This is a genomic window from Peribacillus sp. NPDC094092 (assembly GCF_050279365.1).
Lineage (GTDB): Bacteria > Bacillota > Bacilli > Bacillales > DSM-1321 > Peribacillus.
This window is the reverse complement of record NZ_JBNNUC010000001.1, coordinates 1,321,425-1,339,068: the sequence shown is the minus strand read 5'-3', so window position 1 is coordinate 1,339,068 and position 17,644 is coordinate 1,321,425. Positions and strand designations below refer to the sequence as shown.

Genomic DNA, 17,644 nt, shown 5'->3' with positions numbered 1-17,644 from the left:
CAAAAGATGTTTGGACATAAAAAGCTTTGGTTATTTTTAACTATTTTAATAATTAGTTTATTCTGATATTATGAGAGGGATAAAGATTGGAGGAGGAAATAACATAAAAAGCTTATTTTCAATCTTAAGTACCTTTGTGTTAGTTCTGGTAGGTGGAATGGTATTAAGTACTTCTTCTGCTCAAGCAAGTGTTCCTCAGTATTCTTTTCAAACAGAAGATGGAAAATGGGATGGTGAAATTGGAAATCCTAACAAAGGTAGTGACTTAGAGGTAGAACTAGTTTCCCCAATTTATTTAAAGACCTCTTCTAAAAGTATGTTATTGACTAATTATAGTAACTTATGGGCCCGTCTCTGCAATGCTAGTACTGGAAATTGTACAGGCTATCATAGCTTGGCAGGTGGAAATACATTATTCACAGATATGAAAATAGGTAAATTTTATGTTGATGTGAAAGATGGATATTCCTCTGGCAAAGTATATGGAAAACTACAAATTATTTTCAAATAACTCGTATTACTTGCTACTCATTTTCAATGGGTGGCATTTTATTTTGAAAAGTTTCGAAAAAAATTAATGAAATAATATCATTGAATTTTACAACAGCCCTTTTTCCAGGGAAGAAGGGCTGTTTACTGACATGGCTTACACGGTCGGCAACGCTACAAAGGATTGTGGCAAAAGAAAGTGAATTAGAAGAGTTATATCAATTTCTCGATGGATTTATCAAGTAATGTTCCATAATAGCCTTAACTTTAAGGTAAGTCTTTTTGTTTTGAGGTTCCATATAGGCAAATGAAATATAACTGCTTTTAGTTTTTGAAAAGCTAATTTAGTTCAAATGAAATTGGTTGTCATTTGAACAATTAATAAAATCGAAGCTCCTGTTCCCTAACTGGTCAGTGGAAGAAAATGAAACGATTGGTCATAATTGAATCAGACCACCTATCATTATTTCATTGAGCATTATTTATTTAACAGAGCTGATATAAAGACCTTACAAAACGCTGAGAAATCAGCTTTCTTTATACTTATTTGAAGCAGTAAACCATTTTGATTATATGAATCAAAATGGACGGGGGAGGGGCCGTGGGTCGAATCCCTTACAGGTCAGCAACTTCCAAAGGCTTAATCCTTGATATAACAGGGGTTAGGTCTTTTTTATTTTTGTACAGGAACTGCGCGTGACGGTGAACCGTTCGTTGCATGAGGTTACCCACTTTGGTACACTATGCAGAAGTGCATATCACTTTGATTGTTAGGATTTACTATCGAGTGGCAAGATCAGATGCATGATCTTTACATAAATCATGGTCCTTGTAAGCGGTGGGCCTCCCAAATGAAATAGGCCAATGGAACTCCATTTAATGCATTCAATCAAACTTGTGGAAGTAAGGGTATAAAGGGACATGATGATACAAAACCTTAACACCTTAACAATTTAAATGTGTTTCTAGAAAAGGCCATCTGTTCCCTCATACAGCAGGAGTTGTATGGGGGCTTGTAATTTATCAAGAATTTTCTGTTTAGATAAAATAAGGAGGAAGCAATGAACAATTATAAATTGACCATTCAATATGATGGCGGGCGCTATAAAGGCTGGCAACGACTCGGTAATAGTGATGATACGATTCAAGGGAAAATAGAAAATGTATTAACGGAAATGGTTGGGGAAAAAATCGAGATCATCGGATGCAGCAGAACGGATGCCGGTGTACATGCCTTTGCTCAAATTGCCAATTTTAAGATTGGTGAAAATCTGACTGAAGCTGAAATCATGAATTATTTGAATAGGTATTTACCAAGAGATATCAGCATTGTCGAGGTTAGGCTAGTTCCCGATCGGTTTCATGCCCGTTATAATGCTAAGGACAAAACCTATTTGTATAAAATCTGGAACGAGCCATATACAAATCCTTTCATGCGAAAATACAGTATGCATGTAGAGAAAAAGCTGGATATCACGAGAATGAAAAAAGCCTGTCAACATTTTATGGGTGAACATGATTTCACGGCATATTCAAATGCAAAGTCTAAGAAAAAGTCCATGGTGCGTGAAATATATTCCATAGTTATAGAAGAAAATGCCGGATTCATCCAAATTACAGTGCGAGGCGATGGATTTCTTTATAATATGGTAAGAAAGATTGTCGGGACGTTGATAGAAGTTGGATTGGGTGAAATAGATGCTGAAATTATACCAAGCATTATAGAGTCAAAAGAAAGAATCCAAACGGGCCGTATGGCGGAGGCAGCTGGGTTGTACCTGGTAAAGGTTGATTTTTAGACCAGATATTGTGCATCGGTTAACGCATGTAAAGTGTACAGGCAGTTGATAATGGGAAGTAATAGGGAAGAATGGTAATGGGTAATAGAACGAAAAAAGGAGAGGGTTTCATGAGATTAGCAGGAAAGAAAATAATCAGTCTAGTGCACCATGATTTTGAAGATTTAGAGCTCTGGTATCCGATTTTACGTTTAAAAGAAGAAGGAGCGATTGTTCACCTCGCTGGAGAAAAGGCGAATGAAACATATATTGGGAAATATGGTGTACCAGCTATATCGGATTATGAGTATGGCAGTATTAAAGCTGAAGAATATGATGCCATTCTTGTACCGGGCGGATGGGCACCTGACAAAATTCGCCGGTTTCCCGAAGTGATATCACTTATCCAAAGCATGGAAGAAAATAAAAAACCCATCGGGCAAATTTGTCATGCTGGTTGGGTGTTGATCTCCGCTAAAATTTTACATGGGAAGAATGTAACGAGTACACCGGGCATTAAAGATGATATGGAAAATGCAGGGGCGACTTGGATAGATAAGTCCGTCGTCGTCGATGGTAACCTTGTATCAAGCAGGCGTCCGCCTGATCTACCGGATTATTTAAGGGAATTGATAAATGTGATTGAAAAGAATTAAATCGACCTAGTCTGAAAAGTGGTTTTTCCTTCTGGAAAAACCACTTTTTTTATTCCTGCCATCCAATTACCTAAATGCGATATACTTAACAAAAATTGATATGATATTTTCATTAAGATTCTCGCTGACATGCAATGGATGATTCCCTTGATTGATCCTTAATCAAATCAATATACAAATTTCCTTTTGTGCCTACGACAGCATACATGATGTCCAAAACAGAAAGGTTTCTTTTTTTGAGTTCAGCCATTAACCATTCGTCATCATAGGTGTGTTTGGATAAGTTTTCATATAAGATCCTCCCGTCATAGACAAGTTCAATCGGTACAGTTCCTGCTGAGGGCAGTATAAGTAAATCCTGCTTGGTGGCACTTTGGTGTTGTTCTTTTTTTAATACTGAGAGTGAGCCATTTATCTCTAAAATGGCACATTCCACTTCTTCTATGTTGAAGATATCTTTTTCACGCAAAGCCTGTTTAAGAGAATCCATTGAATACCCCATTCGTTCCATTGACTCTTGAAGTATTTTCCCTTTTTGAATTAATGTAGCAGGTTCTCCAGCTATCCATTTCCCGAAGCGCGGATTTCGAACCGCTAGAAGATTCAGCATAAAAACGACCGTACCCATAATAATGATTGCTATGATAAAATACAGGAATTTAATTTTAATATTGAATGCTAGATTTCCTGCAATTGTCCCCATCGTAATGGATGCGATATAAAGGTGATAGGTCCTCTGGGCAATTGTCTGTTTACCGAGGAGGTGGACAAATACCCATAATAAAATAAAAGAGGTAAGGGTTCGAAAGATGATTTCAACAGCGTCTGACATGACTATTTCTCCCTTGCAAAACTCCCTGCAGTTAGTTTGTGATAGTTTGCTCTTGCACCTTGCCATTTATTCTGTCACTAAAGAAACGTCTTGGAATTTGGATCCCATCTTGGCATGGAAAGATTGATTCAATGGGTGCAATGGATAATGAACAAAAAAACAAGTAGTTCGTTACTTGCTTCTTTATTATTAGGTTGAATAAATCCATGGATATGTTTACTTAGTATCGATTAAGAAATTTCTTCGAATAATAGTATCAAAATACATTTGCACGGGGGTATGTTTTGAGAAATATTCGGGAAATTTTCATCGACGATTTAAAAAGCATTTATAAAAATTTCTTTGTTTGTATCGTAGTAGTTTTTCTCATGTTCATCCCATCCATTTATGCGTGGTTTAATATTGTCGCATCTTGGGACCCGTATGCAAATACGGAAGGAATTCTTGTCGGTGTTGCCAATAATGATAATGGTGCGGAGTTAAATGGCGAGGCCGTGAACATAGGCAGGGAAGTCATGGAAGGGTTAAAGGAGAATAAGGATTTAGGCTGGAGATTCACTTCGGAAAAAGAGGCGAAAGCTAAGGTGGAAAAGGGGGATTATTATGCATCCATCATCATTCCGGAGAACTTTTCCGAACATATTGCGACAATCATGACCGATGATCCTAAAAAGGCGGAGATTGATTACTATGTGAATGAAAAAATCAATTCCATCGCGCCTAAAATTACGGCAGCGGGTGCAAACAGCATTGTGGACAATGTGAGCAAAACCTTTATCAAATCGGCCAGTGGGAGTATCCTTGCAATATTTAATGAACTGGGAATCACCCTTCAAAACGAGTTGCCGACCATTCAAAAAATGAAGAATATGGTGTATTTATTAGAGGGTCAATTGCCCGAGCTTGAACAAAATATCAAAACCGTTCAAACACATGTTAAAAGAGCGGAAGATATCATTAAGAGGGTCAATGATGGATTGGATTCAATAGAAGGAATCACGTCGCAGAAGGAAAAATTGGTATCGGACGTTTCTAGTTATGTAGATTCAACAAGGCAGGCATTCGAAGGAATCAATCCCCTCTTGAAAAATGATATCGCGAACATCAGGAGTGATAATGAATCCATTTTAGTGCTGGCGAACCGGCTAACGGGTCAGGATTTGCCTGCCAATGAGTCGAATCAGCTAGTAGAACAAGGGGTAACGAGAATAAATAAAGAGTTGTACCTTTTGGACAGTATGTATAATTTACTGGTGAGGGTCAATCAATTCAATGAGAAAAACTTGCTCCAGCCAGAAATACAGCTAGTTGATGAATTAAGGGATAATACTTCGAACCAACTTAAAGCGCTGAATGGCCGGGCCTACGGTAATCTTATCGAACTTGGCGGGAACAATGATCAAGTATTGGCAAAGTTCCAGGAAAGTTATTCAAAGGAAACGGGGCCAAAATTCAACGAAATCTGGAATGAAACGGAATCAATATTGAATAATGTCCAGGTCACGATGGCGGAGGGAACCAAGGTTCTTCCTGAAGTTAGGACGCTGTTGAATGAGACCAATCGAACATTGGAAACACGTACAGGGGATATCGATAAGTTAATGAATAAGTTTCCGGAAATCGAAACGAAAATAAAGGCTCTAGCTTCTAAAATGAGGGAAATCGATAAGTCTTATGATATGGAAGAAGTGATCGATTTCCTAAGGAATGATATTGAACAAGAAAGTGAGTTTTTTTCAGAACCGGTGCTGCTCAATAAGCACAGTCTCTTTCCGATTCCGAACTATGGATCCGCCATGTCCCCTTTCTTTACGGCACTTTCCCTTTGGGTCGGCGGTACAATATTGATTTCCATGCTAAGCGTGGGCGTTCCTCAAAAAGTCTACAGCCCGTATCAAATTTATATCGGGAGGTATCTTATCTTTTTCGTCATTGGGGTCATGCAGGCTCTTAGTGTTTCCATAGGGAATATCATCCTTATCGGTGTTTATGTAGCGGATAAATTTGAGTACATCCTGTTTTCTGTTTTGATAAGTACAGTATTTACACTCATTGTCTACACCTTCGTTTCCGTTCTTGGAAATGTTGGAAAGGGGATAAGCGTCGTCTTGATGGTCCTTCAAATATCAAGTTCTGGCGGCACTTTCCCCATTCAAGTCACACCGCCCTTTTTTCAACATATTAACCCATTCTTGCCATTCACCTATGCTGTGGGTTTACTTCGTGAATCTGTTGGGGGAATAACTTGGAGCGTAGCCGGCAGGGACATTTTTATCTTGATTCTCTTTTTAATGATCGCGCTCATATTAGGTATCATTTTGAAAAAGCCCCTGCATGCAAGGACACAAAAAATGAAGGATAAATTGTATGGAAGCAGGATTTTTTAAGTGTATAAATATGGATAATGAAATTAGCCTGAACCCTTTCAAGGGCTCAGGTTTTTTATTTGCTGAATGGAAGTTGGCCGTATGTATTTTTTTGTGGGATTGGAATATTTATCAATATATTGACAGTTGGATAGGAAGATACCGATAAATTAGAATTTTTGCATTTTTATAGTTGACAAAAACCATTGGATTAATCATTATTAAGAAATAATGTTTAGTAAATCGATGCGATATAAAAGTGGGGTGACCTTATGTATTTAACAATAGATGGTATTGAAAAAAGTTTTAAGAATGAAAAGAAAGAAAGCATAAAGGTGCTCGATAAGATCGACATAGAGGTCGAGAAAGGAAGCTTCGTTTCAATCGTCGGCCCTTCAGGATGTGGTAAATCCACACTCCTTTATCTGATTGCCGGACTTGATAAGGCAGATGCAGGTGAAATACGCGTAGCTGGGAAAAAAGTGATGAATCCAGGTCCGGAAAGGGTCGTAGTATTTCAAGAGGCGGGGTTATTCCCTTGGTTGACGGTACTTGAGAATGTTACATACGGATTGAAGTTGAAGAAAATACCCAAAGAAGAGGCTAAAGCAAAGGCATTGGACATTTTAAAAATGGTTCACCTCAGCCAATATGTTGACTCCTATCCACATCAACTATCAGGGGGCATGAAACAGAGGGTGGCCATCGCAAGAGCGTTGGTGATGGAACCGGATATCCTGTTGATGGATGAGCCATTCTCTGCGCTGGATGAGCAAACGAGGATGGTCTTGCATAAAGAACTGCTCGAAATCTGGAGAAAAACTAAAGTGACAATCTTTTTCGTTACCCATAATATTCGTGAGGCTGTTCAGCTTTCTGAAAAAATTATCGTCTTTGCAACCCGCCCAGGGAAAATTAAAGAGACGATTTCCGTGCCTTCCATGAAAGATGGAGTTATGCCGGATAGTGTAACTTTGCATACAGAACAAAGGGTTCTATCGATTTTACAGGAGGAAATTGAAAAAGTGCTGAAGGAGGAAATGGGGAATGATTACAGCTTTAAGACGAATCATATTCATCGCGATGATAGCGGGGATATGGGAAGTCACATCTAGACTTTCCAGTCTTCCGGAATTCATGTTCCCAAGCCTGACTCAGGTTTTGGAAACTCTGTTTAATGGACTGATGAGCGGACAAATAACTGAAGCGATCGGAAAAAGCCTTGGCCGTATCCTGATCGGCTTTACTATTGCCATTATAGTAGGTCTAATATTAGGATATTTCATATGGCGCTTTAAATTGGTTGAAGACACTTTAGGATTCGTCGTGACGGCTTTACAGTCCATCCCGAGTATCGTGTGGTTCCCTTTAGCGATCATTTGGTTTGGATTGAATGATTTTTCGATTCTATTTATCGTCACCATCGGCGCAACTTGGACGATGACGGTTAATGCAACAAGTGGCTTCCGGAATGTACCCCAGTTGTATCAGCGGGTTGCCAAAACATATGGATCGACCGGGTTTCACTTTCTTCGCACAGTGATTTTACCAGCATCCGTCCCGCAAATAATATCCGGTCTCCGAATTGCCTGGGCCTTTTCCTGGCGTGCACTTATGGCAGGTGAATTACTTGGCGGGGGAGGCGGTCTTGGACAATTGCTGGAAATGGGCAGATCACTGGGACAAATGGATTTGGTCATCTCCGTGATGATCATCATCGCAATCATCGGAACAATCGTGGATAATGTTGTCTTCTCCCGCCTTGAACGCAATGTTCAATTGAAATGGGGAGTGAAATAACGGTAGATTAATAAAAAAATAGTTAACAAGGAGAGAAAAATATGCTAAAAAAATCATTTTTTGCCCTTATTCTGTCTGTGTTGTTAATCGGAATAGTAAGCGGATGCACTCAATCCAGCAGCAATGATGAAAAAGGAGAAGGTTCGGGGGGGAAATCCGTGAAAATTGGATATTTTCCTAACTTAACCCACAGTGCAACGATCATTGCACTCGAAAAAGGCTTTTTCGAAGAAGAGTTCGGTAAAGATGTTAAGATTGAAACCAAAACAGTGGCCAATGGCGGATTATTCATGGAAGCAATGGCAACAAACGCCATTGATGTCGGAACGGTCGGGCCTGGTCCGTTGCTTAACTTTTACGTAAAAAACCCTGAATACCACTTGATCTCCGGGGCTGTTAATGGAGGTGCGGTACTTGTGGCCAGCGAGGGCAGCAAAGTTACGGATTTAAAAGATTTGGGCGGTAAAAAAGTAGCGATTCCCGTCATTGGAAGCACACAGGATGTCATGCTTAGGAAGGCCCTTCAAGATGTTGACTTAAAACCGACTACGAATGGGGGGACAGTTGAGCTGTACGCAGCAGCACCTGCTGACACAACAGCCCTTTTTGTCCAAAAATCTGTCGATGCGGCAGCAACTCAGGAACCATGGGGCTATGTATTGGAAAACCAGGCAAAAGGAAAGTTATTGCTTGACTGGGATCAATTTGCATGGGGGAAAGATTCACCTAACACGGTAGTGGCTGCAAGCCAGAAGTTCTTGGATAAAAAGGGGCTCGCCGCTTCTTATTTGAAGGCGCATGAAAAAGCGGTGAAGTTTATACAAGACAACCCTGAAGAAAGTCAGGAACTGGTTATTAAGCATTTGAAGGAACTGACTGGAAAAGAATTAAGCAAAGAAGAAGTGGCTTCAGCATTTTCGCGCCTTGAAGTGACAACTGAAGTTAATGAACAAGTCATTCAGGAAATGGCAGACATAAGCAAAGAAGCTGGTTATATCCCAAGCAATGATATAAAAGGCATGATCGATTTATCAATTCTTGAAGAAGTGTCCAAATAAATTGAAATAAGCAAGCGCCTCAGCCATCCTGGCTTTGGCGCTTTTTTTGTAAACTGGACAAGGACGAATTATTCCACCGTATTGCGCCTGGAATATAACCATGGCAGGTCGTGAACTCCCTTTTATGGGCAGACCTGTTCCAATGCTCGGATAACTTGATCGACCTCATCCCAGGAATGGATGGCAGCGCCTGAGGCGAGTGAATGTCCTCCACCATTGAATTGACGTGCGACTGAAGCGATGGGAATATTCCGTGAACGTATCCTGACACGGATTTCAGAAGGATATTCGATGAAGAAAGCCCAGATTTTATTGCTCCTGACACTTGATAGCGTATTAACCAAATTCGAAGCTTCAATTCGATCTACGCCATACATATTTAACAAATCCTCCGTAATAATGAAGTAAGCCACCCCTTTATCGGTTACTTTGAAGCTCATGAGTATGTCTGTTTGAAGTCTTGAAGCGTTTTTCGTCTTTATATTAAGGCTGTTATGGATTCTTTCTGGATGAAAATTATAAGTTCTTAAGTGCGAAACCATTTTTAATGTCCTGGAAGTTGTATTCCCATTCATGAAATTACCTGTATCACTAAGTATTCCTGCATAAAATGATTTAGCCGCTTCTTTATTCATGATGAAGCTTTCTGGAAATTCCAAGAATAAATCAACAAGCATTTCACTGGCAGAACTATAAGAAGGGTCGACCCAGGAAAGATCTCCAAATTGCTCATAATCGGGGTGGTGGTCAATTTTGATTAGCATGTCCCCGTAATCATACCGGGAATCACTGATCCGTGAAATGTTGACAGTATCACAAACAATCACCAGGGCACCCTTGTATTTGTCTTCGGAAATGACATCCATATCACCAATGAATAAAAGCTTATCCACTTCCTCGCCTGCCGCATAGACTTCTTTAGAAGGATAGGAATGCTTCAATAGGTTCTTTAAACCGATTTGTGATCCCAAGGCATCCGGGTCAGGATTAACATGGCGATGAATGATAATAGTGGAGTATTTCTTTATCGCTTCGATTATTTCCGCTTTTATATTATCCATATCGGCATCTCCTTTTAATCTTTCCTAGTCTGTTGAGCGATAATCGAGTATGAAAGATTCATATATTGACAATTATTTATATTCAATCATCCCATGCCTCACGAATAAAGGCAATTTCCGATTACTATGGATCGAGGGGTGTATTTCTATAGTAAACGCGAAGTATGCTAAAAAGTATTTCAGTGGAAGTAATGAAAGCACCAGAACGAAATTATTGCAAAATTCAAAAAAATACATTATACTTAATTTACCAAACCGATGACAGCAAGTGACCTTGCTGCATGGCCGGCTTGTCATAAAACTGGAATCCATAAAAATTGACTTGATTCACTTGATCTTCCTTTGCAGGAAGACAGTTCGTGGATAAGGGTCAGTGAAACATTCAATGTAATGACATTGTTGGTTTTACTGGCTCTTTTTTGTGTATCCCGACAGTTTGAAAGGGGTGATGATATGAATGGAGCTTTGGAAGGAGTCAGGATTATCGATGTATCCCGTGTTTTGGCGGGGCCGTTTTGTTCAATGATTCTCGGTGATTTGGGTGCCGATGTTATTAAAATCGAGCATCATGAGGCAGGGGATGAAACGAGAGGATGGGGTCCGCCATTCGCCCAAGGAGAAAGCGCTTACTATTTATGTGCCAATCGAAATAAGCAAAGCATGACCTTGAATTTAAAGTCTGAACAAGGGAAAGAGATCTTCCGGAAGTTGGTGTCTTCAGGGGATATAGTGATTCAAAATTTCAAGACGGGCACGTTGGAAAAAATGGGGCTGGGTTATGAGGATTTAAAGGAATGCAATCCCAATCTGATCATGGCCTCGATTACGGGATTTGGTTTAACCGGACCATATAAAGATTTGCCTGGCTATGATTATATCATTCAAGCGATGAGTGGTTTGATGAGCATCACAGGAGAAAATGATGGAAGCCCCGTGAAGGTCGGGGTGGCCATAGCTGACATATTGACTGGTCTGTATACATGCATTGGCATTTTATCCGCTTTGCATCATAGGGATAAAGCGGGGGAAGGACAGGAAATTGATATATCGTTAATGGATTGCCAGGTTTCTTCATTGGTGAATGTAGCCAGCAACTATTTATTCAGTGGCCAGACCCCTGTACGAATGGGAAATCAGCATCCCAATATCGTTCCATACCAAACGTTCCGGACAAGTGATGGCGAGCTTGTTGTCGCTGTAGGAAATGATGATCAGTTCAAGAGATTTACAGCCGTTATCGGCAGGCCTGATTTAGCCGAGCAGGAACAGTTTAAGCATAATGAAAAACGTTTACTGAACAAGGAAGGATTAATATCGATAATAGAAGATTTGTTGAAAGGAAAGACAAAGAAAGAATGGAAAAGGCTATTTGATGATGCAGGGATACCCAATGGACCGATTAATGATATCGCAGAGATGTTCGAGGACCCGCAGATCATCGCAAGAGGCATGTTGGTGAACATGGAACATCCCACAATCGAAGATCTTAGAATGACGGGATCGCCACTGAACCTTTCAAAAACACCGGTTACGATGAGAAAGCATCCGCCGCTGTATGGAGAGCATACGAGTTCCATTTTGGCTGAAATTGGTTATAGTCCAGACCAAATAAGCAAATTCAAGGAAAATAAAATTATATAGGAGGAATTTCGATGATGAATTTCGAATTAACAGAAGAGCAGCAAAGTGTGAAGAAAGTGGTAAGGAAATTTGTGGATAAGGAAATTATCCCATACATTCAAGAGTGGGATAGGCAGGGTCAATTCCAGCCGCATATTTTAAAAAGGTTAGCGGAATTGCAATTGATGGGCGTTTGTATACCCGAAGAATATGGTGGAGTCGGAATGGATTATAATACACTTGCCATCGTTTGTGAGGAGCTGGAGCGAGGTGACACGGCTTACCGAACTGCAGTTTCTGTACATACAGGGTTAAATAGCATGACCTTGCTGCAATGGGGAACGGAAGAACAAAAACAGAAATATTTAGTTCCGCAGGCAAAAGGGATCAAGATTGGCGCTTTTGGGCTGACTGAACCGAATGCAGGATCTGATGTTGCGGCAATGAAATCAACAGCAAAACGTGTTGGGGACCATTATATCTTGAACGGGTCAAAAACATGGATTTCGCTCTGTGATTATGCAGATCATTTCCTCATTTTCGCCAAGACGGATCATGATGCCGGTTCAAGGGGAATCACTGCTTTTATTGTGGAACGGACTTTCGAGGGAGTGGAGTCGAAAGCCATTAAAGGTAAATTAGGAATTCGTGCCGGAAATACAGGCGAAATCTTTTTAACGGATGTAAAAGTTCCGGTCGAGAATAGGCTTGGTGAAGAAGGTGAGGGCTTTAAAATTTCCATGTCGGCATTGGACAGCGGCCGGTTTACAGTGGCCGCAGGTGCTGTAGGGTTAATAGAAGCAAGCCTGGAAGCAAGCTTGAAATATTGCCATGAACGAAGTACTTTCGGAAAAGAGATTGGCAGGCATCAGCTCGTTCAGCAGATGATTGCCAAGATGACCGCAAATTTAGAGATTTCCAGATTGCTGGTCTTTAAAGCGGGTACCTTAAAAAACCAAGGAAAAAGGAATACGAAGGAAACATCACTTGCAAAGTGGATATCATGTAATGCTGCTAACGAAGCGGCCAATGATGCCGTTCAAATTCATGGTGCCTACGGCTACTCGGATGAATATCCAGTGGAACGTTTTCTGAGGAATTCAAAAGCTCCGGTCATTTATGAAGGAACCCGTGAGATTCATACTGTAATGCAGGGAGAATACGCACTTGGCTACAGACAAGATAAAGAGCTTCGTAAACAATTGCCTGCATGGCCCTTCGAGCAAGTTTCCGTCCATTAACTATAGATAGAGGAGATCAGATGATGAACACATACTTTATTGCAGGTCATGCAAAACTTCCACAAGGGATGGCAGCGAGAAATATATATGATTCCATCACGATCACGGTGGAGGTTGACTTTAAATATGGTGTAATAGTCGAGGCTTCCTGTACACTTGCTACAGAACACGGCAGGGAATTCATTCGTCAACTGCTGCGCGGTTATTGCCTGAAAGATGGTATCGAAGAATTGATTGATCGTGTGCAAATGCATTATCGTGGGAAGGCTGGTCAAGCCATTCAAGCAGGTCTGAAGGATGTGTATGCACAGTTCGAATTGGTCTCCGTTAAATAAGCGATACTGGGAGGATTCTACCTTGTGTAAAAGGGTAGGATCCTTTTTTATAGGAACAGGTACATGGCAGTGTTTTTTATCGTTTAAGGAACGGAACATTTGAATGGATATAACGATCGTGATAATTTAAAAAACACAAAACTCGCCCCTTCAGGACGAGTTTGTGTTTTTTTATAGAAATTGGACTTTAAAGTAAAGTTTAATATCCAGTAAAAAAAATTAGTCGTACATTTAAGCGGAACCATGAAACTAGAAGCACCTTTTCCGTCTATTGTGAAAGATATTGCCGCAAAGCCATCTGCAGTTGTTGGAGCGCCTTTGTCTGCTGCAAGTGGATCTTCTCCTGCTAGTGCGCCTTTGTCTGCTGCAAGTGGACCTCCTCCTGCTAGTGCGCCTTTGCGTACGGAAAGTGGACCTCCTCCTGGTAGTGCGTCTTTGCGTGTTGCGAGTGGACCTCCTGCTGCTAGTGCGTCTTTGCGTGTTGCGAGTGGACCTCCTCCTGCTAGTGCAACGTTTAGTGCTTCTGCGGCGGGAAGTTCGCCTATTATTGTTTTTCTTACGTGAAGAGCGGCCTTTTGAACATGGGTCATTATACATGAAATCGCCTAACCCGAAAGAATTGGCTCTATCCACCGCATTTTGTATATTTTGAATGATGTCAGACATATTTATATATCCCCCTTTCTATACGTTAAACTATGCGCTTGTACGTAAAATGCCAGAGATAATAGCACAATTTTTATTAAAAATTTGTTTTTGGTGACAGCCCTCGCTTTTTTACATAATTTAATATGAAAGTGAAAGGGAAGTGAAGTGAAGGGTTATATGAATACTGACAAGAAGCTGCCTGTATACCAGCTTTTTATTCCACCAGTTAATTTAATGGAACTTCGCAGAGATATATGGTGCAATGATCCTTTACCGGCGAAGTTAACACTTAACAGAAAAAAACTGGATATTGACATTGTTTACCGTGGCTCACATATCCGCGGTTTTCGCAAAAAATCCTATAATGTAGTCTTTTATAAACCTAATACTTATAAGAATGCAAAGGAAGTTCATTTAAATGCCGAATATAAAGATGAATCTTTACTAAGAAATAAGTTATCGTTGGACTTTTTTGCGGATATAGGCACCTTATCACCGAACTCCCGGTTCGTTTTCCTGAATCTGAACGGAAAGGACGAAGGGATATACCTAGAGTTGGAATCGGTGGATGAATATTATTTGAAGACAAGGGGGCTGCCCAAGGGTGCCATTTTCTATGCGGTGGATGGTGATGCCAATTTCTCATTGATGAGCGATTTGGATAAAGGAATCAAAAAATCATTGGAGATGGGCTATCAAAAAAAATGCGGGGCAGCAAACGATGAATTATATTTACAAGAGTTGATCATCCAAATCAATACAATTTCAAGAGTGGATTTTGAAAAGGAAATCGTAAAATATGTCGATGTGGAAAAGTACCTGCGCTGGCTGGCCGGTGTCATATTTACGCAAAACTATGATGGGTTCGTTCATAACTATGCCTTGTATCGAAATGGAGATACTGGACTTTTTGAAATGATTCCATGGGATTATGATGCGACATGGGGCAGGGATGTTAACGGGAAAGTGATGGAAGAGGATTATGTGGGAATCGAGGGATTCAATACATTGACTGCCAGAATCCTTGATGTAAGGGGATTTCGTGTCCGGTACCAAGAACTTCTTAAGGAGATTTTGAACAATCAATTTAACGTGGGCTACATGAAACCTATCATTCAGGAAATGCATGATCAAATAAGACCTTATATTTTAAAAGATCCCTATATCAAGGGAAATATTGTGAAATTTGATAATGAGCCCGAATACATCCTCAAATTCATTGAGGCCCGTGCAAAGTATATAAATAGCCGGCTGCATAAATTGGATTAATAATTCCTTTCCTATAGTGATGGAATAATGAAAAATTTAACGGCATGAGTGTTGAAAGAAAAGCATTCATGCTTTTTACATACGATTCCATTTGCTTTTCTATACTATTACAGCTATGTTTGATAGAAAGATATAATCTAAAGTAATGAAGGATGGGAATGGATTGACTAATCATAGCCGCAAACCGGCATATATATATACGTTTACATGCAGCCCTGACGAACGCTCATTATCTAAAATGGAGATGCGCTCGTTTTTTGGCCTTGAGACCTCGGGAAATATTTTGAAAAGTGATATAGCAATTGAACCGAGCAGAAGCCCTTTTATAAAAGGACGGGTCGATGTCATGTTTGAAGGGGATAGCATTTCCGAAATCGTTGAGCAAGTGAAAGGTATTCATTTGCCTGATTTGACGTTCAAAGTATTATTCGTAAAAATCAATGATTTGAATAAAGACGCAAAAATAGATTATGATGGACAGCGTGAAATTGAACGGGAGATAGGCTGGCATATTCAGGGAGATGCCGATGTGCGTAATCCTGATCAGGTCTTTGGAATCGTGACCCTTGGCGGCCGTTGGTATTTTGGGAAGTATGTCAAACCTGAAGCGGTTTGGTTAAAACATATGAAGAAGCCCCGGGAATATTCAACAGCGCTTAGCACAAGGGTGGCAAGGGCCATTGCCAACATAGCCGTTCCACATCCGGATGGAGTGAAGGCAATTGATCCATGCTGCGGAATTGGAACGGTATTGGTAGAAGCCCTATCGATGGGGATCAATATTGATGGCCGGGATATTAACCCGCTTGTTACCGACGGTTCCAGGGAGAACATTGCCTATTTCGGACTCGAAGGTGATGTAACTACAGGTCCGATTTCGGAGGTCACCAGTAAATATGATGTAGCGATTATCGATATGCCTTACAATTTATATACACATGCGACACCGGAAGATCAGCTATCGATCCTTAAACATGCCAGAAGCTTTGCTGACAAGGTCGTCGTCGTAACGATTGATACGATGGATCATATGATTGAAGAAGCAGGTTTTGAAATTGCTGATCGCTGTGTGGCCAGGAAAGGCATTTTTTCCAGAGAGGTTGTAGTGTGTGTGTGAGTTTCATCAGCAAAAAAAGGCTGAAATCTTTAATGTATATGGACTTAACCTGTCAAGTTGACAACTAAAAAAGGCTTGACCGCCATCTGGCCCGATATTCAACCGGTGCCGGATGGCGGACAAGCCCCCTTTAAAATTAAGCCTCAAACTTGACTAGATTCCCGGTGTAGTTGAACTTTCAGGAATATTTTCATAGTCTGATGGATTAAGATTATGAACCGATCCATCTGTTACACCATTGATAATGCCCATTAGCCCCGTTTCAACCGTTTTTACGAGCTGGCCTTTCTCTTTTTGACCAAAGTTTTGTGTTTGACCACTAACTTCGAATAAAACTGTCCCACTTCCGTTTAAAGCAAACGTCCCTAAAGCAGTTCCTGGCAGGTCAATAGATTGATCGTATAATGAAATATTCGTAAACACGGAATTCCCTTTTGCTTGTAGTGCGTTATATGCAGAAAGCGTCAACTGACGGGAGAAATCATATTTAAAATTATCTGCATACTCTGCATATTTAGCCCCTTCGGGAGTGCTTGGGTTAGGAACGAATTTACCTGATATTGACATGGTTACACGCTCATCAGTTCCTTCGATATATGGGAACCCTTGATGATGAAGGTCGATAAAAACGTCCACTTTCCCGAATTTCGACTTTAATGCTTTATATGTGTCACGTACCGTTTGCGCTTCAGGTGTAATAAACCAGCCCGGCTTTTCAGATGCCCCCGGGAAGTCTTGAGGCTTCGGTACATAGTTTAGATTAGGATTAAAGTCTCTATTAACATCAAATCCCGGTTTGCTAGCATAGTCGTCTCCTGATCTCGGAGTAGTGTAATAGTTCCAGGTAGGTTTCACATTAGAAAGTTGGGGGAATTTCCCTACAACCTCAGACCAAGTCATCTCATTTCCACGACGATCAAGCTCTGAGCCGTCTACGTTCATCATTGGAATAGCAACTATTGTTAGTTCATCAAGCACTTTCTTTACCTCAGGTGAATTACTTTGACCAAGGTTTTCAAGAATATTCAGTAACGCAACAGTTCCTGTTTTTTCATTTCCATGAATTTCACTTTGAATAAGAACGACTTTGTCACCATGACCGATAGTCACTTTTTGGATGGAACGACCCTGATTTGTTTTTCCAGCCACTTCTACTTTGACTTTCCCTGCACTCACTTGCTCAAGTTGATTTAATTTCTTTACAAGTTCGTCATAATTAAGGAATGCTTCGGTGGAAAGGTTCGTTCCACCTGTTGGATTTGGTCCTCGTTCAGCTAAGCTGACATTTGGACCAAGTAATGCTGCAGCTACTATTGTTGAACTTAAAACATTTAAAAAAAATTTCCTTTTCACATTCATTCTCCTGTTCTGAAA

The 17,644-nt window shown here is 40.4% G+C and carries 16 protein-coding genes and 1 pseudogene; 12 read left to right on the top strand and 5 right to left on the bottom strand.

Features of this window, described 5'->3' with window-relative positions; genetic code table 11:
• Positions 1-157 precede the first annotated feature (157 nt).
• The 3 genes from ACQKNS_RS06380 (at position 158) to ACQKNS_RS06370 (ending at position 2,923) form a co-directional block, all read left to right on the top strand.
• A complete protein-coding gene (locus ACQKNS_RS06380) occupies positions 158-511 on the top strand; it encodes a hypothetical protein (protein WP_427641676.1) in 354 nt (117 codons plus the stop codon).
• A gap of 1,039 nt (positions 512-1,550) precedes the next feature.
• A complete protein-coding gene (gene truA, locus ACQKNS_RS06375; RefSeq protein WP_427641675.1) occupies positions 1,551-2,288 on the top strand; it encodes a tRNA pseudouridine(38-40) synthase TruA in 738 nt (245 codons plus the stop codon).
• A 110-nt stretch (positions 2,289-2,398) separates the two neighbouring features.
• Entirely contained in the window at positions 2,399-2,923 is a 525-nt protein-coding gene (locus tag ACQKNS_RS06370) for a type 1 glutamine amidotransferase domain-containing protein (protein WP_427641674.1), read from the top strand.
• Between the two features lie 112 nt (positions 2,924-3,035).
• Here the strand turns inward: ACQKNS_RS06370 and ACQKNS_RS06365 are convergent, their stop codons facing one another.
• Entirely contained in the window at positions 3,036-3,755 is a 720-nt protein-coding gene (locus ACQKNS_RS06365; protein WP_427641673.1) for a DUF421 domain-containing protein, read from the bottom strand.
• 284 nt (positions 3,756-4,039) lie between these two features.
• On the opposite strand from ACQKNS_RS06365, the gene ACQKNS_RS06360 reads away from it, so the two are divergent.
• The 4 genes from ACQKNS_RS06360 to ACQKNS_RS06345 all read left to right on the top strand — a co-directional run bounded on the left by ACQKNS_RS06360 (position 4,040) and on the right by ACQKNS_RS06345 (position 8,979).
• Positions 4,040-6,142, top strand: a complete 2,103-nt coding sequence (locus ACQKNS_RS06360; protein ID WP_427641672.1) for a YhgE/Pip family protein — start codon at positions 4,040-4,042, stop codon at positions 6,140-6,142.
• A 251-nt stretch (positions 6,143-6,393) separates the two neighbouring features.
• Positions 6,394-7,236, top strand: a complete 843-nt coding sequence (locus ACQKNS_RS06355; RefSeq protein ID WP_427641671.1) for an ABC transporter ATP-binding protein — start codon at positions 6,394-6,396, stop codon at positions 7,234-7,236.
• Entirely contained in the window at positions 7,169-7,921 is a 753-nt protein-coding gene (locus ACQKNS_RS06350) for an ABC transporter permease (RefSeq protein ID WP_076367033.1), read from the top strand. The genes ACQKNS_RS06355 and ACQKNS_RS06350 overlap by 68 nt, the downstream gene beginning before the upstream one ends.
• 41 nt (positions 7,922-7,962) lie before the next feature.
• Complete coding sequence (locus ACQKNS_RS06345) at positions 7,963-8,979, top strand: aliphatic sulfonate ABC transporter substrate-binding protein (RefSeq protein ID WP_427641670.1); 1,017 nt, start codon at positions 7,963-7,965, stop codon at positions 8,977-8,979.
• Between the two features lie 122 nt (positions 8,980-9,101).
• Here the strand turns inward: ACQKNS_RS06345 and ACQKNS_RS06340 are convergent, their stop codons facing one another.
• Positions 9,102-10,040 carry a DHH family phosphoesterase gene (locus ACQKNS_RS06340; protein ID WP_427641669.1) on the bottom strand — a complete coding sequence of 313 codons (939 nt, stop codon included), beginning with the start codon at positions 10,038-10,040 and terminating at the stop codon, positions 9,102-9,104.
• 453 nt (positions 10,041-10,493) lie between these two features.
• Between ACQKNS_RS06340 and ACQKNS_RS06335 the strand changes: the two genes are divergently transcribed.
• From ACQKNS_RS06335 to ACQKNS_RS06325, 3 genes are read left to right on the top strand one after another with little or no spacing between them, the layout of a single operon-like run.
• Positions 10,494-11,681, top strand: coding sequence for a CaiB/BaiF CoA transferase family protein (locus ACQKNS_RS06335; RefSeq protein WP_427641668.1), 1,188 nt, complete (start codon positions 10,494-10,496; stop codon positions 11,679-11,681).
• 14 nt (positions 11,682-11,695) lie between these two features.
• Positions 11,696-12,901, top strand: a complete 1,206-nt coding sequence (locus ACQKNS_RS06330) for an acyl-CoA dehydrogenase family protein (protein WP_054400504.1) — start codon at positions 11,696-11,698, stop codon at positions 12,899-12,901.
• Between the two features lie 23 nt (positions 12,902-12,924).
• Complete coding sequence (locus ACQKNS_RS06325; RefSeq protein ID WP_427641667.1) at positions 12,925-13,236, top strand: DUF3870 domain-containing protein; 312 nt, start codon at positions 12,925-12,927, stop codon at positions 13,234-13,236.
• 83 nt (positions 13,237-13,319) lie between these two features.
• Here ACQKNS_RS06325 and ACQKNS_RS06320 read toward each other — a convergent pair whose 3' ends face one another.
• Both ACQKNS_RS06320 and ACQKNS_RS06315 read right to left on the bottom strand, forming a co-directional pair.
• Entirely contained in the window at positions 13,320-13,826 is a 507-nt protein-coding gene (locus tag ACQKNS_RS06320; RefSeq protein WP_427642189.1) for a hypothetical protein, read from the bottom strand.
• Between the two features lie 19 nt (positions 13,827-13,845).
• A pseudogene (locus tag ACQKNS_RS06315) lies at positions 13,846-13,902 on the bottom strand (hypothetical protein); the annotation flags it as partial.
• Between the two features lie 159 nt (positions 13,903-14,061).
• Here ACQKNS_RS06315 and ACQKNS_RS06310 point away from each other — a divergent pair.
• Positions 14,062-15,153: a CotH kinase family protein gene (locus ACQKNS_RS06310; protein WP_427641666.1), complete on the top strand. Its 1,092-nt coding sequence runs from the start codon at positions 14,062-14,064 to the stop codon at positions 15,151-15,153.
• A 145-nt stretch (positions 15,154-15,298) separates the two neighbouring features.
• The gene (locus ACQKNS_RS06305) at positions 15,299-16,270 is read left to right on the top strand and encodes a TRM11 family SAM-dependent methyltransferase (protein WP_427641665.1); all 972 of its coding nucleotides are present in this window, start codon (positions 15,299-15,301) and stop codon (positions 16,268-16,270) included.
• 153 nt (positions 16,271-16,423) lie between these two features.
• Here the strand turns inward: ACQKNS_RS06305 and ACQKNS_RS06300 are convergent, their stop codons facing one another.
• Positions 16,424-17,629, bottom strand: a complete 1,206-nt coding sequence (locus tag ACQKNS_RS06300; protein WP_427641664.1) for a M14 family zinc carboxypeptidase — start codon at positions 17,627-17,629, stop codon at positions 16,424-16,426.
• Between the last annotated feature and the right edge of the window lie 15 nt (positions 17,630-17,644).